Source organism: Pseudoalteromonas sp. TP27 (assembly GCF_056470645.1).
In genome coordinates this window covers 356,020-381,448 of record NZ_JARDAK010000002.1, presented here as the reverse complement: position 1 = coordinate 381,448, position 25,429 = coordinate 356,020, and the positions used below count along the sequence as shown (strand labels likewise).

Genomic DNA, 25,429 nt, shown 5'->3' with positions numbered 1-25,429 from the left:
GGGTTAAACCAACGTTTAACCCTTTGTGTGATTAGTGGCGGAAATGGCGCATACCAGTAAGTACCATTGCCATACCGGCTTCATCAGCGGCTGCAATCACTTCTTCGTCGCGCATTGAGCCACCAGGCTGAATTACCGCAGTAATACCAGCGGCTGCGGCTGCGTCAATTCCATCACGGAATGGGAAGAATGCGTCAGATGCCATTACTGAACCTTTAACTTCAAGGTTTTCGTCAGCTGCTTTAATGCCTGCAATTTTAGCTGAGTATACGCGGCTCATTTGGCCCGCGCCTACACCAATAGTCATGCCGTCACGGGCATAAACAATCGCGTTTGATTTAACAAACTTAGCTACTTTCCAGCAAAACAGTAAATCTTTAAGTTCTTGCTCTGTAGGCTGGCGCTTAGAAACAACTTTTAAGTCGCCTTGCGTTACCATGCCTAAGTCGCGATCTTGAACTAAAATACCGCCATTAACGCGTTTAATATCTTGACCAGCGGCTTTACCTGTCCACTGTCCACATTCTAATAAACGAACGTTCTTTTTAGCTTCAATAATTTTTGCAGCGTCGCTCGAAATACTGGGTGCAATAATTACTTCAACAAACTGACGGTCAACAATAGCTTGTGCAGTTGCTGCATCTAGTTCTCGGTTAAAGGCAATAATGCCACCAAATGCTGATGTAGGGTCTGTTTTAAATGCACGGTCGTATGCTTCAAGGATGTTGTCCCCAATTGAAACACCACACGGGTTTGCGTGTTTAACAATAACACACGCAGGTACATCAAATTCTTTAACACACTCAAGGGCTGCATCGGTATCAGCAATGTTGTTAAACGAAAGGGCTTTACCTTGTAGTTGAGTGGCCGTTGCAACTGATGCTTCAACAATGTCACTTTCAACATAAAAAGCAGCATCTTGGTGCGAGTTTTCACCGTAACGCATATCTTGCTTTTTAGTAAACTGCATATTAATAGTACGTGGGAATTTAGTCTCTTCAGCAGCTTCCTCTGTGTAATCAGGAACCATTTTACCAAAGTAGTTAGCAATCATGCCATCGTATGCGGCTGTATGCTCGTAAGCAGCAATCGCTAAATCAAAACGTGTTTTGTACGTTGTTGAGCCATTGTTGCTTTGCATTTCACTAATAACACGGTCGTAGTCGCTCGCGTTTACCACAATAGTTACGTCTTTGTGGTTTTTAGCTGCTGCACGAACCATTGTAGGGCCGCCAATATCAATATTTTCAATGGCATCTTCAAGGCTGCAGTTTTCTTGAGCGACAGTATTCGCAAAGGGGTATAAGTTAACTACAACTATGTCGATAGCAGAAATGTTGTTATCTGCCATTACGTTTTCATCTTGTCCGCGACGGGCTAAGATACCGCCGTGAATTTTTGGGTGAAGTGTTTTTACACGACCATCCATAATTTCTGGATGACCTGTGTGATCTGACACTTCAGTCACTTTTATGTTGTTTTCAGCAAGAAGTTTGCATGTGCCGCCAGTTGATAATATATCAACACCTTGCGCTTCTAGTGCGCGGGCAAATTTAACAATACCGGTTTTATCAGACACACTTAATAGTGCGCGACGAATGGGACGATGAGTATCCATTGTAGTTTGATTTCCTCAGTTAATGAGCTAGCTTAGAAGCGGGCATTTTAACTGATTACTACTCAAAAAACGACTTATAAAGCGCCAATGAGGGTGAGCATTTTGCAATTTGGCTATTAAATTACGGGCATAAAAAAAGCACCCTAAGGTGCTTTTTTTGCATAATACCAGTTGTATTGGATTAGTAAGTAATTATAACGATAGAAAAATAAGTCTATAACAAGGCAAAAATTTTGCAGTGTAGTTATTCTACATAAGAAATTTTTAACGACGTTATGGGCTTGTTTAGCTCGTTAGAATACTTACGCTTTCAATATAATTGGTATTAGTTCATGCCGTATTTTTTAAGCTTTTTACGTAAAGTACCACGGTTGATACCTAGTAAAATAGCTGCACGAGTTTGGTTACCGCGTGTATATGTCATTACTTCTTCAAGTAATGGCGCTTCTAGCTCTGAAAGAACAAGGTCGTAAACGTCTTGCACATCTTGACCGTTAAGCTGCTTTAAATAGTGGTGAACAGCTTTTTTTACTGCATCACGCAATGGCTGCGGTTTCTCGTGTGACTGAACATGAGGGTTAGTGATAAATGGAGAAGTCACGTTTTGTTCGAACATTATTAAGTCTCTTTCTTTCTTAGTTAGCTGCTAGTGTTTTAAAGTATTGCTCTAATGCGACGACCTGTGCCTGTGGGTTGTCGAGCGCATTAAATACTCGCCTAAACTGACCATCACTGTCATGGGTTTGCAAATACCAAGATACATGTTTGCGAGCAATTCGCGCTCCCATTGGCTCACCGTAAAACATATGGAGGTTTGTTAAATGCTCCATTAAAATACTGCGTACCTCTGCAATAGCAGGTGGCTGTAAATGTTCTCCAGTTCGCAAATAGTGGTCTATCTCCCTAAATATCCAAGGGCGACCTTGGGCGGCTCGGCCAATCATAATGGCATCTGCACCCGTATAGTCTAAAACCTGTTTTGCTTTTTCTGGTGATGTAATATCACCATTGGCAACAACAGGAATCGACACTGAACGTTTTATATCCCTAATCGTGTCATATTCTGCTTCACCTTTGTACATACATGCGCGCGTACGCCCATGTACAGCAAGTGATGCAATGCCATAACGTTCAGCTATTCTCGCAATCTCTACACCATTACGGTTATCCGGATCCCATCCTGTACGGATTTTAAGTGTCACAGGTATATCAACAGCATTAACGACTGCATCAATAATCTCTTCCACAAGTTCAGGAAACTGTAATAAGGCAGAGCCTGCGAGTTTCTTGTTCACTTTTTTTGCTGGGCACCCCATATTGATATCTATGATCTGTGCACCGTTAGCAACATTGAATTGTGCGGCCTGCGCCATAAGCTCAGGGTCTGCTCCTGCAATTTGCACCGCGCGTATACCCGATTCACCGCTGTGATCCATACGGTTCATCGACTTTTCCGTTTTCCAAACCTTAGGATTAGACGATAGCATTTCAGAAACAGCTAGCCCTGCGCCTAAACGACGGCAAAGTTGTCTAAATGGTCTGTCTGTAATGCCAGCCATTGGCGCGACAATTACATTATTCTCAAGTTGGTATTTACCGATACGCACTATATTCAATAGGCCTCTTTTCAAGGGGCGCTAAGTTTACGGTTTTTTTCACAAAAATCAAAGGCTATAAATTGAACAAAAGTAACTTTTTTTTGCCCTTTTCGTATTGACATTTGATAACCATATGACAATTGGGTTTATTTGTTTGAAATTCGTACAGTCTTTATTTTTTATACAATAATCAGAAAATATTTTGATATGTAAAAAAATAGTAAAGCCTGTTAAATACAGGCTTTACGTAGATGTTTTGAGTTAATGCTCTAAATATGATTATACGATTTATTAGGCTTTTTTGGTGCCACTTACTCGAGTCCAATCACCTTCAACGGCAATATCATCTAGCTCAATAAAGGGTGCATAAATATCAGCAACTGATTGCGCTTGTTCTTCTAAAATACCCGACATGGCAATTTTACCGTCAGGCTTTAATAAACCTAAAATTACACTGTGCAATTCGCGAAGTGGCTGGGCTAAAATATTTGCCACTACTATATCGGCAGTAAATTCAGGTTGGTTTTCTGGAAGGTACACTTCAAGTTTGTCTGCAACACCATTTCGGTTAGCGTTATCTAGGCTTGCTTCGAGTGCTTGAGGGTCAATATCAATCCCAATCATGCGCTCTGCACCTAATTTTATCGCTGCAATACCTAAAATGCCTGAGCCACAACCAAAATCAACAACCGTTTTACCTGTTAGGTCTTGGCTTTCTAACCACTTAAGGCATAAGGCCGTTGTTGCATGTGTGCCGGTGCCAAAAGCAAGGCCAGGGTCAAGTAGTACATTTACTGCAGTAGGGTCTGGAATATCGCGCCAGCTTGGACAAATCCATAGCCTTTCACCAAACTGAATCGGGTGGAAGTTATCCATCCATTCACGTTCCCAGTCCTTATCCTCAAGTTGCTCTATTTTGTATACTAAATTGTCTTTTAGTTCATCATGGCGTTTCAATAACGCAACGACTGCATTCATATCGTGATTAGCTTCGAACAAGCCAATTACGGTTGTATCAGCCCAGAATACAACGGTGCCAATTTTAGGTTCGTAAATAGGGGTGTCTTTTGCGTCAATAAAGGTTACTGAAGCACTACCCGCTTCCATTAATAGGTCACTTACTGCATCTGCTGTTGCAGCATTGGCGTTAATGCGAATTTGGATCCAAGCCATGATTATTTCCTTCAAATAGAAAAAAGGCCGCTATAGCGGCCTTTTTAGTTTATATAGTAGCGCTAAATTATTTAGCGTCTAAAAAGCTTTTCAGTAAATCTGAGCGAGAAGGGTGGCGTAATTTACGCAGCGCTTTCGCTTCTATTTGACGAATACGTTCACGTGTTACGTCAAACTGTTTACCTACTTCTTCTAAGGTGTGGTCGGTATTCATATCAATACCAAAACGCATACGTAGTACTTTAGCTTCACGGGCTGTTAGGCCAGCTAGTACATCGTTAGTTGCGCCACGAAGAGACTCCATTGTTGCCGAATCGATTGGCGAATCAATTGTTGTATCTTCGATAAAGTCACCTAAGTGAGAATCTTCATCATCACCGATTGGTGTTTCCATTGAAATTGGCTCTTTAGCAATCTTGAGTACCTTACGGATTTTATCCTCAGGCATCATCATGCGTTCTGCTAATTCTTCTGGATTTGGCTCACGACCCATTTCTTGTAACATTTGACGAGAAATACGGTTAAGTTTATTAATCGTTTCAATCATATGTACCGGAATACGGATTGTTCTTGCTTGGTCAGCAATAGAGCGAGTGATTGCTTGACGTATCCACCACGTAGCATAAGTAGAGAACTTATAACCACGGCGATATTCAAACTTATCAACCGCTTTCATCAGACCAATGTTACCTTCTTGAATTAAATCCAAGAATTGTAAGCCACGGTTTGTGTATTTTTTAGCAATTGAGATTACAAGACGTAAGTTAGCTTCAACCATTTCTTTTTTCGCACGGCGTGCTTTCGCTTCACCAATGCTCATTCGACGGTTAATGTCTTTAATACGCTCAATGCTTAAACCTGTTGTTTGTTCAATAACAGATAATTTATTAATGCTACGAATGATTTCTGGCTTAACTTCTTCAAGTTTAGCTGAATACTTTTCGTTACCTGAAATTTCTAAATCAACCCAAGAAGCATCAGTTTCGTTGTTAGCAAAGTGCTTAACGAATGTTTTCTTCGGTAATTTAGCAATTTGTACAGCTTGTTTCATGATTAGACGTTCTTGAATACGAACACGGTCCATCATTTCACGCATGTTATTTACCATGCGGTCAAACTGTTTAGGTATTAATTTAAAGGTTCTGAAAAGCTCACCAATTTCAAAAATGGCGGCTTGTGATTCAGGATGCGAACGACCTTTAGCTTCAAACGTATCACGTGCTTTATTGTATAAATCACGTAAGTTTTCAAAGTGAATACGCGCTTCTTCAGGATCTGGACCTGTGTCTACTTCTTCTTCATCTTCGTCATCATCGTCATCATCTTTGTCGTCTTTATCATCGTCATCAAGTTGTTTAGCACTCAATTCTGAACCAATGTTGGTCGCTGAAATAGGCGCAGTGTCTTCATTAGGATCGATAAAACCAACGATGATATCGCTTAAACGCATTTCTTCAGCTTCAAACTTGTCCCACTGCTCTAGTAGGTAAGTAATTGCTTCAGGGTACTCTGCAACAGAAATCTGTACTTGATTAATGCCTTCTTCAATACGTTTAGCGATTACAATTTCGCCTTCACGTGTAAGAAGTTCAACAGTACCCATTTCGCGCATGTACATGCGAACCGGGTCCGTTGTACGGCCGATTTCTTTTTCTACAGTCGCAAGGGCTGCAGCGGCAGCTTCAGCTGCGTCTTCGTCTGTCGTTGTTTCTTGCATCATTAATTCATCAGCATCAGGCGCGTTTTCGCTAACCTTGATACCCATATCATTAATCATGCTTATGATATCTTCTACTTGATCTGAGTCTATAATGTCTTGTGGAAGGTGATCATTTACTTCTGCAAAAGTTAAGTAGCCTTGCTCTTTACCCTTTTGAATCAGAAGTTTTAATTGTGACTGAGGAGTTGGATCCATAGAGATTGTTTCTTCCACTCTGATAAGTTGATACAACAGGCGCCATCATGTAGTTTGCATTAAAGCCAACTAGAATAATGTGACGCAGTGAATAGCACAGTATAACAGTTCAAATCAATTTTGACTAGGGTCTGTTGGCCTTTCAGGATTAAAGTTTGTTCTATCCAAGGGTGGTTTAATCGCGGCGCCAGGTTTGTAACCTAGTGGGCTAAGTAAAAACCGGGCAACAAAGAGTAAACCTCTCTTGGGACGAACCCAAAGGGCAGCGCGTGTTTGGCATTTATGCTGCGTTATCGCCTATTTATGTGGAATAACCACACTACATAGGCTCTGCCTTGTCTAAATACCAAACACACTGCTGTAAACTTAACCTCGAAAGATAAACAAACCCTAACTGTTAGTGGCTTTTAACGCTGTCATTAACAAATGACACTCAAGTCTTTCGTCGCTACTAAGGCCTTGAGTCTTGTCCTTTATTAATAGGGTCTCGAGTCGATAATTTAAACACTGATCTTCAATAAACTTGAAAGTATTTTTAAAAACCGTCTCTAAACGTTCTTCATTTATTTCGTGTTGCCACGTTGCAAGCTTTATTAATGGCTCATAATCTTCTGTTCCTCTGAAAAATTCGAGCAATTGCGCGGTGGTAACATTTTCTTTTTCTAGGGCTTGTTCTTGTAAGCGTAATAACAGGCCTATGCCAGCAATATTCATTTGTGCGAGTTCAGGTAGGTACGGCACACTTTTAGCTAAATTAGGGTGCTGAATTAAAATACCAATCGCTTGGCGCATCGGTGTTATTTTAAATTTACGTTCAATTGAATGCTGCTGCTTAGGTGTTTTTAAACGATTATTAAGTTGCTCTCGTGTTCTGCCGATTAAACGACCTAATTGTTCAAGAATGTTTTCTTGGTAAAATTCACTAGGAATTTTCTCAATTAGTGGTAGCGCTGCACTAAGCAATTTAGCTTTTCCTGAGTCGAGTGTTAAATCAACTTCTTGGCTTAATTTATTAAACAGTACTTTGGTAAAGTCATCTGCTTGGCCTAGGCGCAGTTCAAATTGTTCTTTACCTTCTTTTTGCACTAACGTATCTGGATCTTCACCATCGGGTAAAAATGCAAATTGCAGTGCTTTACCATCATTTAAATAAGGAAGTGCGTTTTCAAGCGCTCTCCAAGCTGCATCGCGACCAGCTCTGTCACCATCGTAACAACAAATTACTTTATCAGTAGTTCTAAACAATGTGTGCATGTGCTCGCTTGTTGTTGCAGTCCCCAGTGATGCTACAGCGTATTCAATTCCTTGCTCTGCTAGGGCAACAACATCCATATAACCTTCAACAATCATGACATGGTCAAGCTTTTTATGGGCTTGCTTTGCTTCATAAAGTCCATAAAGTTCAAAGCCTTTATGGAAAATTCGGGTCTCTGGCGAGTTTAGATATTTTGGGCCTTGGTCGGCTTGCATTACACGTCCACCAAAGGCAATAACGCGCCCGCGCTTATCGCGAATAGGGAACATTAAACGATCGCGGAAAAAATCAAACTGCCTACCAGGTGTTTTTTCTGAGGCTAGTTTTAATTCAACTAATTGCTCTTTTTGTTCTTTGTTGCGGCCAAGTTGTAGGCATAACCCGTCCCACTCGCTGGGAGCATAGCCAATCATAAACTTTTTAACTGTTTCGCCACTTAAACCACGGCCTTTTACATATTCAATAACGGCGGCTGAATTGCTGTGGTGTTTTAATTGATGCTGATAAAAGCGTGCAGTATGAAGCATTAAGTCGTAATCAGAGCGCTTTTGCGCAGCTGTACGTTCTGGTGCTGAGTTTGTGCCCTGCTCTCGAGGTACTTCTAAGTTGAGCATGCTGGCTATTTCTTCAATAGCATCTACAAACTCTAGCTTTTCGTACTCCATTACAAACGAAATAGCATTACCATTAGCGCCACAACCAAAGCAGTGGTAAAACTGTTTGTCTTGCGATACGGTAAATGAGGGGGATTTTTCGTTATGGAAAGGGCAGCAAGCTTGATAATCTTTACCTGCTTTTTTTAGACCTACTTTTGAGTCTATCAGGTCGACAATATCGGTTCTGGCAAGTAAATCATCTATAAAGTTACGTGGGATCTTTCCAGCCATTAGTAAAATACAGTCCTGAAATAATAAGAAGAATAACAAATATGAAATTTACTTTTTATACTTGCGTGGTGCAAAGTATAGCGTGCTTTAACTTACCAAAATGATAGCAAAATAAATAGGGAAGCTATAAAAAATTTCATTTTAAAGTAACCTAATAGGTATACTTTTTATTAAAGTTAAAAACAAAGAAACCGAGCGCAAGGCTCGGTTTACTTCAATCATACTTTAATGTATGTGGGAGTATTAGGCAGTTAATCGTTGCTTAATTAAACCAGAAATCTTGCCCATATCGGCACGACCTTCGGCTTTGCTTTTGATTATACCCATTACTTTACCCATGTCTTGCATACCTGCTGCGTTAGTATCAGCAATAGCCGCATCAATGAGAGCAATAATTTCTTCTTCACTCAATTGTTGAGGTAAAAAAGTTTCAAGTGCTACTATTTCATTGGCTTCAATATCAGCTAAATCATCACGCCCAGCATCTTTGTACTGAGTGTAAGAGTCACGACGTTGTTTAACAAGCTTCACTATAACGGAGGTAATACCTGCGTCGTCTAGTTCTATGCGCTCGTCAATTTCACGTTGCTTGATTGCAGCAAGTACCATACGAATAGGGTTAAGACGTTGTTTGTCTTTAGCTCGCATCGCATCTTTTTGCGCATCTTTTAGCGTTATTAAAAGGCTCATTTATACAAGACCTAATATATTAGTATAATTTAACGCGACGTGCGTTATCACGAGAAAGTTTTTTCATGTGACGTTTTACTGCAGCAGCTTTTTTACGCTTACGCTCAGCTGTTGGTTTTTCATAGTGCTCGCGACGACGAACTTCTGAAAGGATTCCTGCTTTTTCACATGAACGCTTGAAGCGACGAAGTGCTACGTCAAACGGTTCGTTCTCTCTTACTTTAATTACTGGCATTAAAAATTCACCTACCTAAATTATGAGCGTTGCTCAAGTTGATCAAACATTGATCAAGTGGTTCAAAAATGGTGCGGTATTGTAATCCGAAGCAACACCACATGTAAAGGACAATATTAACAGAAACGTATCATGTAAAACAGTATTAATTTGCTTGGCGCTGGTAGAGCTTACAAAACACTTGTCCTGCCTTTTTTTCTTTAATTAACAACCAGTTGCTTGGGTTGTTGAAGGTGGTTAATTCGGTTTCTACTTCAACATAAATTAATGCATTGTCGCTTAACCATTGGTTTTTTTCTAATAAATCGCAGGTTGTTTGTGCTAAATCTTTACGAAATGGTGGGTCAACAAATACAAGATTAAACGCTTCACTTGTGTTTTTTTGCTCTAAAAAGGAGATCGAATTAGTATGTTTAACGTGTGCATTGTCGAGTTTTAAAGTGCTGATGTTTTGCTCTAATTGCTTAGCTGCTGATGAGTCTAGCTCGATAAATATAGCACTTTTAGCAAAACGAGATAGCGCTTCAAACCCTAATCCACCAGAACCGGCAAAACAATCAAGTACATTTGCGTCACGCGTATCTTGCATTAACCAATTAAATACAGTTTCTTTAATTCGGTCGGTAGTAGGCCTTAAGCCATCTACATTTTTAACGGGAAGTTTTCGGCCTCGAAATTGTCCGCTAATTACTCTAATAAAGCCATCACTGGGCTTGTTAGTAGCTTTATTTTGCGTTGTTTTTTTTCTCATTTAGCTCACTAAAAAATGGTATATGGTATCTAGCTCAGATAATATTATTGGCGATTACGTGTAGCTTCATTTTTCAACCGTATTAAAAGTGTTACTATTGAACACTTACGTTTTGAATGGTTGTATTTATTTGCAACTATTGCTGGGCATTGCCAAGCTATTTCAAATTTTAGTTTATCAGATTTTTATAAGTGGTTATTAGCAAGTATGACAAAAAAAAGTAAATTCATGTCGTGGCTCGGTTTTGGCAAGTCAGATAAAAAAGAAGCAGAGCAAAAAGCAGCAGCTGATAAACAACAAGCATTAGCGCAAGAAGAGGCGCAGAAGCTAGAGCAAGAAAAGCTTGCGCAGCAGGCTGAAGCAGAACGTTTAGAACAAGAGCGTATTGCAGCAGAGCAAGCTGAGGCCGAACGTTTACACGCTGAGGCTGAAACAAAGCGTTTAGAACAAGAGCGTGCTGAAAACGCAGAAAAGATTGCAATTGAGCAGGCCAATGCTGAATTACTTGCAAAACAACAAATTGATGCAGAAGCACAAAGACAAGAACATGCACAACGTTTAGCTGAACAAGAATCACAGATGCTCTTAGAGCAAGAGCGATTGGCTACAGAAAAAGTAGAGGCTGAACGATTAGAGCGAATTCGCCTTGAAGAAAAGAATGAGGCAATAAAGGCTGAAAAGCTTGCAATAGAGCAAGCTAATGCTGAGCTATTAGTAAAAGAACAAGCGGACGCTGAAGCTCAAAGACAAGAGCAAGTAAAACGTTTAGCAGAACAAGAAGCGCAGATGCTTTTAGAGCAAGAGCGCATTGCTGCTGAAAAAGCACAGAGCGAGCGTTTAGAGCAAGAACGGATTGCTGCGGAACAAGCAGAAAACGAGCGCTTAAAGCAAGAACGCATTGCTGCGGAACAAGCAGAAAACGAGCGCTTAGAGCAAGAACGTATTGCTGCGGTACAAGCAGAAAGTGAGCGCTTAGAGCAAGAATGCCTTGCTGCTGAAAAAGCAGAAAATGAGCGTTTAGAGCAAGAACGTATTGCGGCTGAAAAAGCAGAAAACGAGCGCTTAGAGCAAGAGCGTATTGCGGCGGAACAAGCAGAGAACGAGCGCTTAGAGCAAGAGCGCATTGCAGCTGAAGAAGCAGAAAACGAGCGTTTAGAGCAAGAACGACTTACTGCTGAGCTTGCAAAAGATGAAGCTAAAAAAGCCGAAAAGCCGAAAAAAGAAGGTTTTTTCTCGCGTCTTAAAAAAGGCTTATTAAAAACTCGTGTAAATATAGGCTCGGGTTTTTCATCTATTTTTAGTGGTAAAAAAATAGATGATGAATTATTTGAAGATCTTGAAACACAACTTCTTACCGCCGATTTAGGCGTTGATACCACCATGAAGTTGATTGATAGCTTAACTGATGCTGCAAACCGTAAACAGCTAAAAGATGGCGATGCGCTTTATGAACTAATGAAACAAGAAATGGCTGCGATGCTTAAAACGGCAGAACAGCCTTTAGTCATAAGCGAAGATAAAAAGCCGTTTGTTATTTTAATGGTTGGCGTTAACGGTGTTGGTAAAACAACGACTATTGGTAAGATGGCTAAGCAATTTCAAAATGAAGGTAAGTCGGTAATGCTTGCTGCTGGTGATACATTTAGAGCCGCAGCTGTAGAGCAATTACAGGTTTGGGGAGAGCGTAACAGCATCCCTGTTATTGCCCAGCATACAGGTGCAGATAGTGCATCGGTTGTCTTTGATGCATTCCAAGCTGCAAAAGCACGTAATGTAGATGTATTAATTGCTGATACAGCTGGACGCTTGCAAAATAAAGATAATTTAATGCAAGAGCTTGAAAAGATTGCTCGCGTAATGAAAAAGATCGATCCTGATGCGCCGCATGAGGTGATGTTAACCATCGATGCTGGTACAGGTCAAAATGCAATTAGCCAAGTAAACTTGTTTAATCAGTGTGTTGGTTTAACGGGTATTACGCTTTCAAAACTTGATGGAACTGCAAAAGGTGGTGTTATTTTTGCGGTCGCAGATAAGTTTAATATTCCAATTCGTTACATTGGTGTTGGTGAAGGTATTGATGATTTACGCGCTTTTAAAAGCGATGACTTTATTGATGCGTTATTTAGCCAAGATGAGGACGACGTTTAATTTACCAAAAGAGGGAGCTTGCTCCCTTTTTAATTGCGAGGATTACCAGCGTTACTAATAAACTAATGGCGTTGGCATAATAAAAAGATGATAAATTTTCAGCAAGTAAGTAAAACCTACCCAGGTGGGCACCGTGCCCTCGAAAAAGTGAATTTTCATATTAAGCCTGGCGAACTCGCTTTTTTAACGGGCCATAGTGGCGCCGGTAAAAGTACACTGCTTAAGCTAATTAGCTTAATGGAGCGTCCATCGGCGGGTAGTGTGTCTATTAATGGAGTTGATTTAAACAAAGTTAACTCGCGTCAAATTCCCTATGCTCGTCGTGATATTGGTATTATTTTTCAAAATCACCGTTTATTAGAGCGTTATACTATTTTTGATAATGTGGCATTACCACTAATTATCGAAGGTACTCATCATAAGCATATTGCTAAACGGGTCCATGGCGCACTTGATAAAGTAGGCCTGATAGAAAAAATAAAATGTCATCCGTCTATGCTCTCAGGTGGTGAACAGCAACGTGTTGGTATTGCCAGAGCAATAGTGAACTCCCCGCCAATTTTATTAGCCGATGAACCTACAGGTAACCTCGACCCTGAGCTTTCAATGGAAATACTAAAACTGTTTGAAGACTTTAATAAACACGGTACAACTGTATTGATAGCAACGCACGATCTTGGTTTGGTAGCGCGTATGAAGTATCGCAGCTTAACTTTAAAAGATGGCAGAATGCTTCAAGATCCGCTTGCTGAGGGCGCACTATGAGTTTACTTTTTAAGGGTCGACAAAATAGTAACGACAAGCAAAAAAAATCAGTATTAGCTGGCGGTTATTTTTTCATTATTAATATTTTTCGCCAGGGTGTGCATAGTTTAGGTGAAATGTGGCGCACCCCACTGGCCTCATTAATGACTATTGCAGTACTTGGCTTGAGCTTAACGCTTCCTGCAACACTTTATTTAGTTGTTAAAAATGTACAGCAGGTAAGCAGTGGTTTTGAAGAAGCGAGTGAAATATCGTTATTCGTAAAAGAAAGTATGAACGAGCAAGAAACGCAAACCTTAGTAAAGCGTTTAGCACTTTACCCAGAAGTGGAGAGTGTTGAGTTTATTTCAAAGCAAAAAGCACTCACCGAGTTTAAAGATGTTTCTGGTTTTGGGCAGGCTTTAGAGTATTTGGATAAAAATCCATTACCTGATGTAGTACTTGTTACGCCAACAAAGCGTAATAGGCAGCCAAACGCCGCTAAGGCGCTTCTAACTAAACTTGAGAGTGAACGTGAAGTTGATTTTGGTAAGCTTGATATAGCGTGGTTAGAGCGTTTAAATGCTTTGCTAGATTTACTTAAAGAAAGTGTAATAACCATTGCCTTACTATTGCTTACCTCTGTGACGCTTATTATTGGTAACACAATTCGTTTGTCGATCATGGATAAAAAAGAAGAAATACAAGTAATGAAGCTAGTCGGCGCAACTAACACCTTTATACATGCCCCATTTTTGTGGACCGGTATTTGGTATGGTGTAATAGGTGGTTTATTTGCCTTTATATCTGTTGCTTTAATGATGTGGTGGTTATCTTCTGCGGTTAGCAGTGTGGCAGGGGTTTACCAAGCAAGCTTTTCTTTAATTGGCTTAACATTGAAAGAATTCGGCTTTTTAGTGTTACTTGCAACAAGCTTAGGTTTTGTAGGTTCTTATCTTTCTGTAAATCGTTATATTAAAGAAATAGAACCCGATAAAGTATAAATGAACCAACCCAGCTTGATATACGTAATATATCAATCTGGGTTGTACCTCTCGTTATTAAAACTGTCATATTTGTGTACTATCCTCCAATGAAGTAATGAGTTGTAAATAAGGTGATGCGATGAGGTTAACCTGCTGCAAACCCTTAATTCATCACTTATTCAGTCGCTTGTAGTAGACTAAATACATACCAAAAAACTACTTGATTTATACTTTAAAAAAGTTTTAAATTGGGGTTAGCACTCACAGAGAAAGAGTGCTAAGATGGTTTCAAATGTTTATCACCGAGGTGAAAAATGAGTAAAGATTTATACGCAATGGCACTTACAGTCGGACAACAAAGCGCAAGCATGGACGGTTACCTTCAAGCGGTAAGCACTATCCCTATGCTTAAGGTTGAACAAGAGCAAGAACTTGCTAAAAAGCTTCAGGAAGAAGGCGATCTTAGTGCTGCCAAGCAACTCATTATGTCGCATTTACGCTTTGTAGCACATATTGCTAAAGGCTACTCGGGATACGGCTTACCACAAGCTGACCTTATTCAAGAAGGTAATATAGGCCTGATGAAAGCGGTTAAACGTTTTGACCCTTCAGTGGGTGTACGTTTGGTATCGTTTGCAGTGCATTGGATTAAAGCCGAAATTCACGAGTTTGTGCTTAAAAACTGGCGCATAGTTAAAGTTGCAACCACTAAAGCGCAACGTAAATTGTTTTTTAATCTTCGTAAAAACAAAAAGCGTTTAGGTTGGTTTAATCAAGCTGAGGTTAGCACTGTTGCTAGTGAGCTAGGTGTGAGTGAGAAAGAAGTTCGTGAAATGGAATCGCGCATGAGCGGCCAAGACATGGGCTTTGACCTAACGGGCGACGATAACGACGACGCACCAACAAGCACGTATTCTCCAGTACAGTACTTAACAGATGGCGCAGCTGATTTAGCTGACGACGTTGAACAAGAACAGTGGAAAGAGCAAGCGCATACTCGTTTATTTAGCGCACTTAAAACACTAGACGAACGTTCACAAGATATTGTTAGCGCACGTTGGTTGTCGGATGATAAAGCGACTCTTCAAGAGCTTGCACAAAAGTACAGTGTATCTGCTGAACGTGTTCGCCAGCTTGAAAAAACAGCGATGAAAAAGTTACAAAGCGCTATGAGCTAATACTGCTCAAGCAGAAAATTTAAAAGCCCTACATGAAAATGCGGGGCTTTTTGCTTTTACGTAGGTTGGTTTGAGCGAAGCGAAACCCAACGATAAAATATTCTATCAAGTCATACCGATACTCTTCATTATCGAATGGTTAGTTTATCATTCGATAATAGTATTATTTAAAGCTTATATCATCGAGCACTAATCTCTTTTCCCTCAGCTTGCGCCAACTGAATATATTTACGTTCAACCAGCTGCGAAACCGGCACGAGCTCAAAACCTTGCTTAGTTAGCTCGGGTAAGGCATGGCGTAAAAATTCGATTGTTTCAGGGTAGGGGTGAGCAATCGCAATAGCAGAATTATGGATGGTGGCTAGTTGTTTTAATTCTTCAAGCCTTAGCTGCAGCTGTTCTGGTGTAGTTATATTGTCTAAAAACACTTGGCGGCCAATATTAGCAACACCTAAAAAGTTCGCGGCATTTTGTGCTTGGCTTAAATCGGTTGTACGGCTATCTAAAAAATACAAATGGCGCTTTTTAAGCACTTCCATTGTCCACTTCATAGCTTGGCTTTGCTGCGTAAGTGCTGAGCCCATGTGGTTATTAACGCCTTTAACTTGCGGCAAACTAGCGAGAGCTGTTCCGAGAGTTTGCTGAAGCTGCTCTTTATTCATATTTAAAGTAAGCGCGCCAGGTCCTAGTTCTTTACCGTTAAGTGCCTGCATAGGTACATGGAGTAATAGTTCTTTATTTGATTGACTGGCAAGCGTTGCAAAAATTTGCGAATAAGGGGTATGGGGCAAAATTGAATACGACAATTGCCCTGGTAAGGAAAGGAACTCTAAGTCCCGTTGATGATAGCCTATGTCGTCTATCACTATTGCTATTTGCTTAGCGCTAATTGTTGCTGAGCTAAAACAAATAGCTAATATTAGCCATTTTATTATTTTCACGTTTATAGTTTTTATTATCTTTTTAGCTTTATTTATACAGCTTATACAAGCTATTGCATGCTGAGTAATTGTTTTGCTTTACCTAACTGTAAATCGGCTAAGTTACTCGTGAGTAATTGCGCGTTACTGTTAGCGTGTTCATTTTTTATTATAACGGCTTTATTACTTTGTGAAAGGGTTGTTTGATTAACAGCCACATCAGGGGTTATTCCTATCCCATCAATCGACTTTCCTAGCGGCGTAAAATATTTAGCAGTAGTGAGCTTTAATGCAGTATTGCCATCACCGAGTGGGATTAGCGATTGCACCGATCCTTTCCCAAAAGATTGCCTGCCAACAACGGTTGCCCGTTTATTATCTTTAAGGGCTGCGGCTAGTATTTCTGCTGCAGAGGCTGAATTTTCGTTTATAAGTACAACAATGGGGGCATTTTTTAGAATGTCGCCACGTTTAGCGTAAAAAGCTTGGTTTGCATCGTAAAAGCGTCCTTTGGTCGTCACTATAGTGCCGCTTTGTAAAAATAGATCTGATACCGCTACTGCACTTTGTAATGTACCGCCAGGGTTGTCGCGTAAATCAATGACTAAGCCTTTAAGTGGGTAACCAAAGTGGCTTTGTAAAGCTGCCACTTGCAGAGCAACCTCATGTAAGGTGTGGTTAGAAAAGCTATTAATAGCTATATAACCCGTACCAAAATCTAACAGTTCGCTTGTTACGCTTTCGAGGTTTATTTGGCGGCGTGCAACATTAAGCGTAATTGCATTTTTATTGTTTCCGCGATTTATAATTAGGTCTATATTCGCAAATTTACTTTCTCGTATTAATGTTGCTACTTCATCTATTGTACGGTTTTGAGCTGTGTGGTTGTTTACACTTACAATAATATCGCCTGGCAGAATACCCGCTGCTTTTGCGGGAGAATTATCAACCACATTAACAATAGTCATATATTTATCGATATTTTTAACCTCAATACCAATGCCTGTATAGCGCCCGTTTGTGTTATCAAATAATGAGGTTAATTCGTGTTCATTTAAGTACTTAGAGTAAGAATCGAGCTTTGAATATAAGCGCTCAAACTGTTGGTTATTATATTTAATGTGGTGGCTATTTTGTAAGGTGAGATCTTCAACGTAGTAGGCGTGAATATTAAAGAGTATTTCGTCGATTTGTTGTCTTTTAAGGTCTTTAATCGAGCTTGCTAATACACTGCTAGTAAAGGTGATTAAGATTAGTAATACAAGTAAATACAGGCTTATATATAAGCCTGTATTTTTTTGATTGATGGTATTTATTACGTTTTTTTTAGTTGTCATCAGCTGCTCCTAATGCGGTGCAGCGGTTTATTCAATTAAATGCGTCTGCACCATTTTACAGGATTTACTGCGCGTCCTTTGTGGCGTATTTCAAAGTATAGACCAGAAGTAGCTTGTCCGCCGCTTTGGCCAACTAGGGCTAACGTTTCACCTTCACGTACCATATCGCCTACATCTCTTAGTAGTGTTTGAGCGTGGCCATATAGGCTCATAAAACCTTCACCATGATCTACAACAATTACCCAACCATAACCTTTTAGCCAATCGGCAAATACAACTTGACCGTTATGGACGCTATTAATATTAGTGCCTTCTTTTGCACCAATTAATACGCCTTTCCAATCAATACCACCATGTTTACGTTGGCCGAATGTGTGCTCTAACTTGCCTTTGCTCGGCCAGTCTAATTTGCCCTTGCTTTTATTTAGGCCGAGTAATTCAATTTTTTGTGTTTTTTCTTTTTCGAGTTCTTCAATCGTTGTTACTAACGTTTGTTGGTTTTCTTTTAAATAATTTATTGAGCTTTTGGTGCTGTTGAGCTGAGCTTGTAAGTTTTTAAGATTAGCCTGGCGTTCACTTTGTGCATTAAGCAATGCAGTTTGGCGCCTTTTTTGCTCATTATACAAAAGCTCTAGCTTTTCTTGAGTTTTAACAAGTTCTTCTTGGTTTTGTACTATTTGTTGTTGAAGGTTTTTTAGATCTTCAATTTGTTCAATACGGGCTTTATTTAAGTAGTTGTAATAACTTAGTGTGCGCTCAAATTTTGCGGTGTCTTCTTGGTTTAACAGCATTTTAGAATAGTCGTCGCCACCCGCCATATAGGCACTTTTGAGTTGCGCGGCTAAGACTTTTTGAAACTGAGTATGCTTTTTATCGAGCTCGTAGGCTTTATTTTGTAACTGCTTTTGCTGTGTTTTTGTTTCTTTTACTGATTGCTCTGCCATGTTAAGTGCTTTAGCATTTTTAGCTATATCGAGTTCATGACTTTTAAGGTTTTTTTGGAGTTTAGCTATTTTTTTTCTTTGCGCGTTATATTCAGCTTGGCTTTGCTCAAGTGCATTTTGAACTTCTGATAAGTCTTTTTTAGTACGATCTTCATTAGCAACTGCAGATGCAGTCACTAATGAAGTGAGTATTAAACCGCACTTAATTAACCGGTTAATACGTCTATTCATATGTTATTTCAACATCATGATAGGCGTACCAGTCATTTCGTTTGGCTGCTCCATGCCCATTAAATGAAGCATGGTAGGGGCTACATCGCTTAATGCTTTACCTTGCATTGGTTCTGCATCGCGACCCACATAAATAAAATGTACCGGTTCGCTAGTGTGAGCTGTATGGGCTTGGCCTGTTTTAAGGTCTGCCATTTGCTCTGCATTACCATGATCAGCTGTTATTAGTGCTTCACCACCAAACTCTTCAAGTGCATCAACAACGCGGCCAATACAGCTATCTACCGCTTCACAGGCTTTAACTGCAGCGTCAAACACGCCAGAGTGACCTACCATGTCGCCATTAGGATAGTTACAAATAATAGCATCGTATTTTCCACTTTTAATTGCTTCTACTAACTTGTCGGTTAACATTTCTGAGTTCATTTCAGGTTGTAAGTCGTAAGTTGCAACTTGCGGCGAAGGAATTAGTTCGCGTGTTTCGCCTTCAAATTCGCTTTCGCGCCCGCCACTAAAGAAAAATGTAACGTGTGCGTATTTTTCGGTTTCTGAAATACGAAGCTGTGTTTTGTTATTTTTTTCAAACCACTCACCAAGTACATTTACTAACGGTGTTGAACCAAAGGCAATAGGTGCATCTATATCAGCTGCGTACTCTGTCATCATTACAAATGCGCTAAGCTTTGGTGTTCTTTTTCTTGCGAATCCATCAAAATCAGGCTCAACAAAAGCGCGAGTAATTTCGCGGGCTCTATCTGCTCTAAAGTTGGCAAAAATTAGAGTGTCGCCATCGTTAATTACGGCTGGCTCTGCACCTGTTGGTGTAATAGTTGTAGCAGCTACGAACTCATCGTTTTCGTCGCGCTCGTATGCTGCATTAAGTGCCTCTATGGCGTTATTAAAATTAAAGTCGCCTTCGGCTAGCGCTATTACATTGTAAGCTTTTTCTACTCTGTTCCAGCGGTTGTCTCTGTCCATTGCGTAGTAACGGCCAATAAGTGATGCTAAACGACCGCATTTAAGTTCGCTAAACAATGCTTCAATACGTTCGATTGATGCTTTAGCGCTACGTGGAGGTGTGTCGCGGCCATCTAAAAAGCCATGAAAGTAAACTTCTTTAGCGCCACGTTTTGCTGCAAGTTCAATGCTTGCCACAATATGATCTTCATGACTATGTACGCCACCTGGGCTTAAAAGTCCCATTATGTGAACGGCTTTGCCTGCTTTTACTGCTTTATCTATGTTTTCAACTAAGGCTGGTGTTGAATCAAATTCGCCATCGTTAATTGCTTTGGTGATACGAGTAAAATCTTGATAAACAATGCGACCAGCACCTAAGTTTACATGGCCAACTTCAGAGTTACCCATTTGGCCATCAGGAAGACCCACATCTAAACCCGAAGCTGATATTAATGTGTGAGGGCGTGTTGCCCATAAATTGTCTAATACCGGTGTGTTAGCTGCAAGAATGGCATTGCTCTGCGTATCTTCGCGGTATCCCCAACCGTCTAAAATCATTAATACCAGTGGTTTTTTATGCTCTGTCATAATAGCTCCTGAAAATTAGTATCTGTTGATGGATACTGTGCACCTAAAAAGGTTTATTAGCGTGGTTTTAGCATACCGTGTTTTTAAGCTAGGATCAGCATTGAAAACAAGATATTAATTTTTTTCAATTACTTTATATATGGGGGGCTTTATCGTTTTTTAAACGCTTCTAAGTACTCCTAAACTCGCATTTTAGGTTGGTTTGGGTATACTTGCGTGGCTAAAGTACAAAATCCTTAAAATATTAGGGCGTGTTGCACTTTGGTGGTTGAATTTACAGCAGTATGTTTGGTTTTTAGGCAAGGCAGAGCCTATGAAGTGTGGTTACTCCCCATAAATAGGCGATAACGTAGCATAAATACCAAACATGCGCTGCCCGTTGGGTTCTTTCTAGGGACTATTACCTCTTTGTTGCTCGGTTTTTACTTAGCCCACTAGGTTACAAATCTCGCGCCGCGATTTAATCGCCCCTAGATTGAACAAATTTCAATCCACAAAGGCCAACATGCCCTAGGTTTAAAACATAATTTCATAGTGGAAGTAGAATGGATCAATATATTGAATTTATTACAAATCATCCCATTTTAAGCCTTGCTTGGGTTGGTATTGTTTTCCTTATTGTTAGTGGCTGGATAAAAAGTAAGTTTTCAGCTGTTCGTCAAATAAATCCTCAGCAGCTTACGTTACTTATAAACCGTGATGACGGCCAAGTAATCGATATACGCGCGCAAAAAGAGTTTAATGCAGGGCGTATTTCTGGCGCTGAGCACTTAAGCCCAGAGAATGCGAAAAAATCTGACTTTTCAAGCCTTGAAAAGTACAAGACTAAACCCATTATAGTTGTATGTACTACAGGTATGACTGCCCAAGGTACTGCAGCCGCTATGAGTAAAGCTGGTTTTGAACGAGTTTACTTATTGGCAGGTGGCATGGGTGCGTGGCAATCTGCCAGCTTACCAACTACAACAGGTCGCTAATCCGTTTAGCTAGGCCGATAGAGGATTTATTATGAGTAATGTTGTTTTATACACCAAGGCGTATTGTCCATTTTGTCAGCGTGCTCTTTCGCTTTTAAATAGCAAAGGCGTTGAATACACTAATTATGATATTGGTGTACAACCAGAGCTACGTGCTGAAATGATTGCTAAAGCCGGTGGCGCAAGCACAGTACCGCAAATCTTTATTAATGATGAACATATCGGTGGCTGCGACGAGATGATGGCTATTGAAGCGCAAGGTAAACTTGACGCTAAGTTAAACGCTTAATTTAATTATAATAACGAACAAATTAGGAATAACAATGAACGAAGAAAATCAAAACGTAGCCGCTGCAGAAGCCGGTGCACAATTTACTATTCAACGTATTTACACTAAAGATGTATCGTTTGAAACGCCAAACTCTCCGGCCATTTTTCAAAAAGAATGGACGCCAGAAGTTAAGCTAGACCTAGATACACGCTCTAACAAACTAGACGAAGGTGTATTTGAAGTTGTTTTAGCACTAACTGTAACTGCTTCTCTTGGTGAAGAAACTGCGTTCTTATGTGAAATTCAACAAGCAGGTATTTTTACTATTGCTGAAGTTGAAGAAGTGCAACTTGCGCACATGCTAGGTGCATTTTGTCCTAACGTGTTGTTCCCATATGCACGTGAAGCTGTTTCAAATCTTGTTAACCGTGGTACTTTTCCACAGCTTAACCTTGCGCCAGTTAACTTTGACGCACTGTTTGCACAATACATGCAACAACGTACTGCGCAAGCTGACCAGGTTACAGCAGACGCATAACCTATGAGTACAGCAACTACAGCTGTTACTGTATTAGGGGCGGGGTCTTACGGCACCGCCCTTGCTATTTGTTTAGCCCGAAATGGTCACAACGTGACACTTTGGGGAAGAAATAGCGACGACGTTGCCACGCTTGCAGCTGAGCGGAAAAATCAACGTTACTTACCTGATGCTCCTTTCCCAGACACTCTTACTCTTGAAGCTAACTTACTAAATGCCGTTGCTAGCAGCGCTATTGTACTTGTTGTTGTGCCAAGCCATGCATTTGGCGATACGCTTGCGCAAATTAAACCAGCATTACAAAAGGGTGCTAAAGTTGCCTGGGCCACTAAAGGTCTTGAGCCAAATACTGGACGTTTGTTACAAGAAGTGGCTTTGCAAGAATTGGGTGATGATATTCCGCTTGCGGTACTTTCGGGCCCTACATTTGCAAAAGAAATGGCGATGGGTTCACCTACAGCTATTTCAGTGTCTTCTACGTCACCAGAGTTTGCTCAGCAGCTCGCTGATTTACTTCATTGTGGTCGCTCATTCCGTGTTTATAACAATGATGATTTTATTGGTATACAGCTTGGTGGCGCGGTTAAGAATGTAATTGCCATTGGTGCCGGTATTTCGGACGGTGTTGGTTTTGGTGCTAATGCGCGTACTGCGCTTATAACCCGAGGCCTTGCAGAGCTTACTCGTTTAGGCTGTGCTTTGGGCGCAAAACCAGAAACCTTTATGGGAATGGCGGGTCTTGGTGATTTAATACTCACCTGTACCGACAACCAATCTCGTAATCGTCGATTTGGTTTAGCGCTGGGTAAAGGCGAAAGCGTCGATGCTGCAATTGAGTCAATTGGCCAAGTAGTTGAAGGCTTTAGAAATACCAAAGAAGTGTATTTATTAGCGCAGCGTAGCGGTGTAGAAATGCCGATTACTGAGCAAATTTATAAAGTGCTTTATGAAAATAAAGATATGAAAGAAGCAGCAATGGCGCTATTAGGCCGAGAGCAGCGTTCTGAATAAATTTATACAAAGTATACTAAAACTAAAAAACCGACGTTATGTCGGTTTTTTGTTATTTGGTACAAGGTGTTTATTGCGCGTTAGGAAAACCCAACTGGCGCCACGACTCGTAAACAAACACGGCTACTGCGTTTGATAAGTTCATGCTGCGGCTATTGGCTTGCATAGGAATGCGCACACGCTGCTCTTTTGGTAATGCTTGGATCATATCATCAGGCAGGCCGCGAGTCTCTGGGCCAAATACTAAGCAGTCTCCCGCTTCGTAACTTGCTTCATGGTGAAACTGACTACCTTTAGTTGTACATGCATATATTTTTTTAGGTTTACATTTTTCAAGGTAATCTTCAAATGAGGCATGGCGTTGAACATGACTAAATTCATGATAATCAAGTCCTGCACGTTTCACGCGCTTATCGTCCCACTCAAAACCTAGCGGCTCAATTAAATGTAATGCATAGCCGGTATTGGCACATAGGCGAATAATATTACCAGTGTTAGGCGGTATTTCAGGTTGGTATAAAACAATATCCAGCATAGTGAGCCTTTTAAATAATCTGTAGTTTAACGATTTTCAGTATACACGAAACCCTTCAAAAAAATGATATACTCACACTATTGAGTACTCCTAATTATCGGATTAAAACGTGCATAACCGTAGCTACGAATTTTGGGTTAAAACTTCCAGCATTGTTACCATGGTAATGGTTAGTTTAATGATTGGCGCAAAAACATGGGCGTGGCTTGCTTCGGGTTCGGCCTCAATGCTTGGCTCGTTAACGGATTCGTTAATGGATATAACAGCCACTGCTATGAGCTTTTTAGTTTTAGGTTATGCACTGCGCCCAGCAGATGACGATCACCGGTTTGGACACGGTAAAGCCGAAGCACTTGCAGGGCTTGGACAAGCCGCGTTTATTGCAGGCTCAGGTTGCCTACTTGCTTTTCATGGTATTGAGCGTTTATTTAATCCTATACAGTTAAGCCATTCTTTATTAGGTGTATGGGTAAGTATTTTTGCTATTGCGTGTACGTTGGTCATTGTATTTGTACAAAACAAGGTGGTTAAGTATACCGATTCAATTGCTATAAAAGCCGACTCAGTACATTACAAAGGCGACTTAATATTAAATGCCGCTGTGCTATTAGCTATTTTGTTAGCTTATTATGGTGTGTTGTATGCCGATCCGGTTTTTGCGATAGGTGTAGCGGGTTACTTACTTTATAACAGCTGGGATATAGCTCGCGATAGTGCCGATCATTTAATGGATAAAGAACTGCCAGATGATGAAAAGCAAAGCATATTTGATATAGCCAGAGCCCATGCAGATGTACACGGTGTACATGATATTCGTACTCGCCAAGGCGGAAAAGTTAAGTTTATCCAAATGCACTTAGAGCTTGATGATCATTTAAGTTTAATACGTGCTCATAACGTAGCTGATGAAGTGGAGTCAATGCTTAAAGAACGTTTTGAATCTGAGGTAGATATACTGATCCACCTCGACCCTTTGTCGGTACTTACTAAGCCGTCACCGACTCACAAAACTGATACAAACTTTTAAGCAATGGCTGGCGTATTTCATCACGTTCAAAAAACAGCTCGTGTTTAGCGCCTTCAAAGCTTTTAAGTACTGTATTTGCGTGTCTGTTTGCTAATTTATATTGGGCATTGTTATCGACTACTTCGTCGTTTTGCGCACTGGCAATATAAAGTGGAATAGTCACGCTTAAGCTATCCATCGAAGTTATAAATGCAAATGTCGCATTTAGCCAGCCGTAAGTAACACCGCCGAGCTGTAGTAATGGCTCTTCTTTATATGTTTGCCTAAATAGCTCGTAACGCACTGGACTGCTGGTTAATACATTTGTAGCAAACTCATCAGGTATATAATCGGTTTGCCCTAGCGCGTAGTTGTCTTTTTGACCCAGAAGGATAGCGGTACTGGCTATTAATTTAGCTAAAGGTTTTGGTGTGTTTTTTGTATAAATATCAAGCATAGGCGCTGATAAAAACGCGCCACTAAAATTGTGTTCAAAATGCGCAAGGTAATCAAATGCAATAGCGCCGCCCATTGAATGACTCACTAATACTTTTTTACCCTGCCAATAAGTATCCACTATTTGTGTATTAAATAAGTTTAGGTCTGCGCTGTAATCTTTAAATTGATTAACATGGCCTTTGTGCTTATTTAGTAGGTGGCGATAAGAGCGGCCTTGTCCTTGGTGATCAGCTATGAATATGGCAAAATTATTGTTATACAGCTCCCATAACAACTCTTTATATTTATCTAACCCCTCAAGGCGCCCAGAGCTTATTACAATGGCATTTTTGGCTTTATCAGGTATGGCGTAAGCATAAAATAATTGCCCGTTAGGCGTATCTAAATAAGCTTTAATTAGCGTCTTTTTATAAAAGTTATTAATTTTTATTTGGTTACTTTTAAGCTCACGCTCACTACTATAAAACATGC

Annotated in this window: 24 protein-coding genes; 9 read left to right on the top strand and 15 right to left on the bottom strand. The window is 40.4% G+C overall.

Annotated features, from left to right (window positions below; all coding sequences use genetic code 11):
* Positions 1–31: 31 nt before the first annotated feature.
* From purH to rsmD, 9 genes are all read right to left on the bottom strand, one after another.
* A complete protein-coding gene (purH, locus tag PX700_RS04015) occupies positions 32–1,618 on the bottom strand; it encodes a bifunctional phosphoribosylaminoimidazolecarboxamide formyltransferase/IMP cyclohydrolase (protein WP_479519923.1) in 1,587 nt (528 codons plus the stop codon).
* 325 nt (positions 1,619–1,943) lie between these two features.
* Entirely contained in the window at positions 1,944–2,234 is a 291-nt protein-coding gene (gene fis, locus PX700_RS04010) for a DNA-binding transcriptional regulator Fis (RefSeq protein WP_002957804.1), read from the bottom strand.
* Positions 2,235–2,253: 19 nt separating this feature from the next.
* Complete coding sequence (gene dusB / locus PX700_RS04005; RefSeq protein ID WP_415637569.1) at positions 2,254–3,225, bottom strand: tRNA dihydrouridine synthase DusB; 972 nt, start codon at positions 3,223–3,225, stop codon at positions 2,254–2,256.
* A gap of 282 nt (positions 3,226–3,507) precedes the next feature.
* Positions 3,508–4,389, bottom strand: a complete 882-nt coding sequence (prmA, locus tag PX700_RS04000) for a 50S ribosomal protein L11 methyltransferase (protein WP_197178030.1) — start codon at positions 4,387–4,389, stop codon at positions 3,508–3,510.
* Positions 4,390–4,456: 67 nt separating this feature from the next.
* A complete protein-coding gene (gene rpoD / locus PX700_RS03995) occupies positions 4,457–6,304 on the bottom strand; it encodes an RNA polymerase sigma factor RpoD (RefSeq protein ID WP_479519922.1) in 1,848 nt (615 codons plus the stop codon).
* A gap of 390 nt (positions 6,305–6,694) precedes the next feature.
* A complete protein-coding gene (dnaG, locus tag PX700_RS03990) occupies positions 6,695–8,446 on the bottom strand; it encodes a DNA primase (RefSeq protein ID WP_415637435.1) in 1,752 nt (583 codons plus the stop codon).
* A gap of 243 nt (positions 8,447–8,689) precedes the next feature.
* A complete protein-coding gene (locus PX700_RS03985; protein WP_165741272.1) occupies positions 8,690–9,136 on the bottom strand; it encodes a GatB/YqeY domain-containing protein in 447 nt (148 codons plus the stop codon).
* 19 nt (positions 9,137–9,155) lie between these two features.
* Positions 9,156–9,371, bottom strand: a complete 216-nt coding sequence (gene rpsU, locus PX700_RS03980) for a 30S ribosomal protein S21 (RefSeq protein WP_002957797.1) — start codon at positions 9,369–9,371, stop codon at positions 9,156–9,158.
* Between the two features lie 145 nt (positions 9,372–9,516).
* The gene (gene rsmD / locus PX700_RS03975; RefSeq protein WP_197178028.1) at positions 9,517–10,122 is read right to left on the bottom strand and encodes a 16S rRNA (guanine(966)-N(2))-methyltransferase RsmD; all 606 of its coding nucleotides are present in this window, start codon (positions 10,120–10,122) and stop codon (positions 9,517–9,519) included.
* Between the two features lie 207 nt (positions 10,123–10,329).
* Here rsmD and ftsY point away from each other — a divergent pair, with 207 nt between their 5' ends.
* From ftsY to rpoH, 4 genes are all read left to right on the top strand, one after another.
* The gene (gene ftsY / locus PX700_RS03970) at positions 10,330–12,273 is read left to right on the top strand and encodes a signal recognition particle-docking protein FtsY (protein ID WP_479519921.1); all 1,944 of its coding nucleotides are present in this window, start codon (positions 10,330–10,332) and stop codon (positions 12,271–12,273) included.
* An 87-nt stretch (positions 12,274–12,360) separates the two neighbouring features.
* Positions 12,361–13,038, top strand: coding sequence for a cell division ATP-binding protein FtsE (gene ftsE, locus PX700_RS03965; RefSeq protein WP_479519920.1), 678 nt, complete (start codon positions 12,361–12,363; stop codon positions 13,036–13,038).
* Complete coding sequence (ftsX, locus tag PX700_RS03960; protein ID WP_197178026.1) at positions 13,035–14,021, top strand: permease-like cell division protein FtsX; 987 nt, start codon at positions 13,035–13,037, stop codon at positions 14,019–14,021. Before ftsE ends, ftsX begins: the two co-directional genes overlap by 4 nt.
* A gap of 296 nt (positions 14,022–14,317) precedes the next feature.
* Positions 14,318–15,181 (top strand): RNA polymerase sigma factor RpoH, encoded by an 864-nt coding sequence (gene rpoH, locus PX700_RS03955; RefSeq protein ID WP_149593817.1) that lies wholly within the window; start codon positions 14,318–14,320, stop codon positions 15,179–15,181.
* 179 nt (positions 15,182–15,360) lie between these two features.
* Here rpoH and PX700_RS03950 read toward each other — a convergent pair whose 3' ends face one another.
* From PX700_RS03950 to gpmM, 4 genes are read right to left on the bottom strand one after another with little or no spacing between them, the layout of a single operon-like run.
* Positions 15,361–16,122 carry a divergent polysaccharide deacetylase family protein gene (locus PX700_RS03950; RefSeq protein WP_165727134.1) on the bottom strand — a complete coding sequence of 254 codons (762 nt, stop codon included), beginning with the start codon at positions 16,120–16,122 and terminating at the stop codon, positions 15,361–15,363.
* A 50-nt stretch (positions 16,123–16,172) separates the two neighbouring features.
* Positions 16,173–17,438 carry a S41 family peptidase gene (locus PX700_RS03945; protein WP_479519919.1) on the bottom strand — a complete coding sequence of 422 codons (1,266 nt, stop codon included), beginning with the start codon at positions 17,436–17,438 and terminating at the stop codon, positions 16,173–16,175.
* 35 nt (positions 17,439–17,473) lie between these two features.
* Positions 17,474–18,613, bottom strand: a complete 1,140-nt coding sequence (locus tag PX700_RS03940) for a murein hydrolase activator EnvC family protein (protein WP_479519918.1) — start codon at positions 18,611–18,613, stop codon at positions 17,474–17,476.
* A gap of 3 nt (positions 18,614–18,616) precedes the next feature.
* Positions 18,617–20,161: a 2,3-bisphosphoglycerate-independent phosphoglycerate mutase gene (gene gpmM, locus PX700_RS03935; RefSeq protein ID WP_479519917.1), complete on the bottom strand. Its 1,545-nt coding sequence runs from the start codon at positions 20,159–20,161 to the stop codon at positions 18,617–18,619.
* Positions 20,162–20,706: 545 nt separating this feature from the next.
* Here gpmM and PX700_RS03930 point away from each other — a divergent pair.
* The 4 genes from PX700_RS03930 to gpsA are packed head-to-tail and all read left to right on the top strand — an operon-like array spanning position 20,707 to position 22,958.
* Positions 20,707–21,138, top strand: coding sequence for a rhodanese-like domain-containing protein (locus PX700_RS03930; protein WP_007376037.1), 432 nt, complete (start codon positions 20,707–20,709; stop codon positions 21,136–21,138).
* Between the two features lie 31 nt (positions 21,139–21,169).
* Positions 21,170–21,427, top strand: coding sequence for a glutaredoxin 3 (gene grxC, locus PX700_RS03925; RefSeq protein WP_415637442.1), 258 nt, complete (start codon positions 21,170–21,172; stop codon positions 21,425–21,427).
* A 34-nt stretch (positions 21,428–21,461) separates the two neighbouring features.
* Positions 21,462–21,947, top strand: a complete 486-nt coding sequence (secB, locus tag PX700_RS03920) for a protein-export chaperone SecB (RefSeq protein WP_166420933.1) — start codon at positions 21,462–21,464, stop codon at positions 21,945–21,947.
* A gap of 3 nt (positions 21,948–21,950) precedes the next feature.
* Entirely contained in the window at positions 21,951–22,958 is a 1,008-nt protein-coding gene (gene gpsA / locus PX700_RS03915) for an NAD(P)H-dependent glycerol-3-phosphate dehydrogenase (protein ID WP_479519916.1), read from the top strand.
* A 70-nt stretch (positions 22,959–23,028) separates the two neighbouring features.
* Here gpsA and trmL read toward each other — a convergent pair whose 3' ends face one another.
* On the bottom strand, positions 23,029–23,493 hold the full coding sequence (gene trmL, locus PX700_RS03910) for a tRNA (uridine(34)/cytosine(34)/5-carboxymethylaminomethyluridine(34)-2'-O)-methyltransferase TrmL (RefSeq protein ID WP_007582820.1): 465 nt from the start codon (positions 23,491–23,493) through the stop codon (positions 23,029–23,031).
* A gap of 109 nt (positions 23,494–23,602) precedes the next feature.
* Here trmL and PX700_RS03905 point away from each other — a divergent pair, with 109 nt between their 5' ends.
* Positions 23,603–24,520, top strand: a complete 918-nt coding sequence (locus PX700_RS03905) for a cation diffusion facilitator family transporter (protein ID WP_479519915.1) — start codon at positions 23,603–23,605, stop codon at positions 24,518–24,520.
* On the opposite strand, the gene PX700_RS03900 is transcribed toward PX700_RS03905, so the two are convergent.
* Positions 24,480–25,427 (bottom strand): alpha/beta fold hydrolase, encoded by a 948-nt coding sequence (locus tag PX700_RS03900; protein WP_479519914.1) that lies wholly within the window; start codon positions 25,425–25,427, stop codon positions 24,480–24,482. The genes PX700_RS03905 and PX700_RS03900 overlap by 41 nt on opposite strands.
* Between the last annotated feature and the right edge of the window lie 2 nt (positions 25,428–25,429).

Coding starts and splice junctions, on each gene's coding strand:
- purH (WP_479519923.1), bottom strand. CDS start 1,618: ATGGATACTCATCGTCCCATTCGTCGCGCACTATTAAGTGTGTCTGAT.
- fis (WP_002957804.1), bottom strand. CDS start 2,234: ATGTTCGAACAAAACGTGACTTCTCCATTTATCACTAACCCTCATGTT.
- prmA (WP_197178030.1), bottom strand. CDS start 4,389: ATGGCTTGGATCCAAATTCGCATTAACGCCAATGCTGCAACAGCAGAT.
- rpoD (WP_479519922.1), bottom strand. CDS start 6,304: ATGGATCCAACTCCTCAGTCACAATTAAAACTTCTGATTCAAAAGGGT.
- dnaG (WP_415637435.1), bottom strand. CDS start 8,446: ATGGCTGGAAAGATCCCACGTAACTTTATAGATGATTTACTTGCCAGA.
- PX700_RS03985 (WP_165741272.1), bottom strand. CDS start 9,136: ATGAGCCTTTTAATAACGCTAAAAGATGCGCAAAAAGATGCGATGCGA.
- rpsU (WP_002957797.1), bottom strand. CDS start 9,371: ATGCCAGTAATTAAAGTAAGAGAGAACGAACCGTTTGACGTAGCACTT.
- rsmD (WP_197178028.1), bottom strand. CDS start 10,122: ATGAGAAAAAAAACAACGCAAAATAAAGCTACTAACAAGCCCAGTGAT.
- ftsY (WP_479519921.1), top strand. CDS start 10,330: ATGACAAAAAAAAGTAAATTCATGTCGTGGCTCGGTTTTGGCAAGTCA.
- ftsE (WP_479519920.1), top strand. CDS start 12,361: ATGATAAATTTTCAGCAAGTAAGTAAAACCTACCCAGGTGGGCACCGT.
- ftsX (WP_197178026.1), top strand. CDS start 13,035: ATGAGTTTACTTTTTAAGGGTCGACAAAATAGTAACGACAAGCAAAAA.
- rpoH (WP_149593817.1), top strand. CDS start 14,318: ATGAGTAAAGATTTATACGCAATGGCACTTACAGTCGGACAACAAAGC.
- PX700_RS03945 (WP_479519919.1), bottom strand. CDS start 17,438: ATGACAACTAAAAAAAACGTAATAAATACCATCAATCAAAAAAATACA.
- PX700_RS03940 (WP_479519918.1), bottom strand. CDS start 18,613: ATGAATAGACGTATTAACCGGTTAATTAAGTGCGGTTTAATACTCACT.
- gpmM (WP_479519917.1), bottom strand. CDS start 20,161: ATGACAGAGCATAAAAAACCACTGGTATTAATGATTTTAGACGGTTGG.
- PX700_RS03930 (WP_007376037.1), top strand. CDS start 20,707: ATGGATCAATATATTGAATTTATTACAAATCATCCCATTTTAAGCCTT.
- grxC (WP_415637442.1), top strand. CDS start 21,170: ATGAGTAATGTTGTTTTATACACCAAGGCGTATTGTCCATTTTGTCAG.
- secB (WP_166420933.1), top strand. CDS start 21,462: ATGAACGAAGAAAATCAAAACGTAGCCGCTGCAGAAGCCGGTGCACAA.
- gpsA (WP_479519916.1), top strand. CDS start 21,951: ATGAGTACAGCAACTACAGCTGTTACTGTATTAGGGGCGGGGTCTTAC.
- trmL (WP_007582820.1), bottom strand. CDS start 23,493: ATGCTGGATATTGTTTTATACCAACCTGAAATACCGCCTAACACTGGT.
- PX700_RS03900 (WP_479519914.1), bottom strand. CDS start 25,427: ATGTTTTATAGTAGTGAGCGTGAGCTTAAAAGTAACCAAATAAAAATT.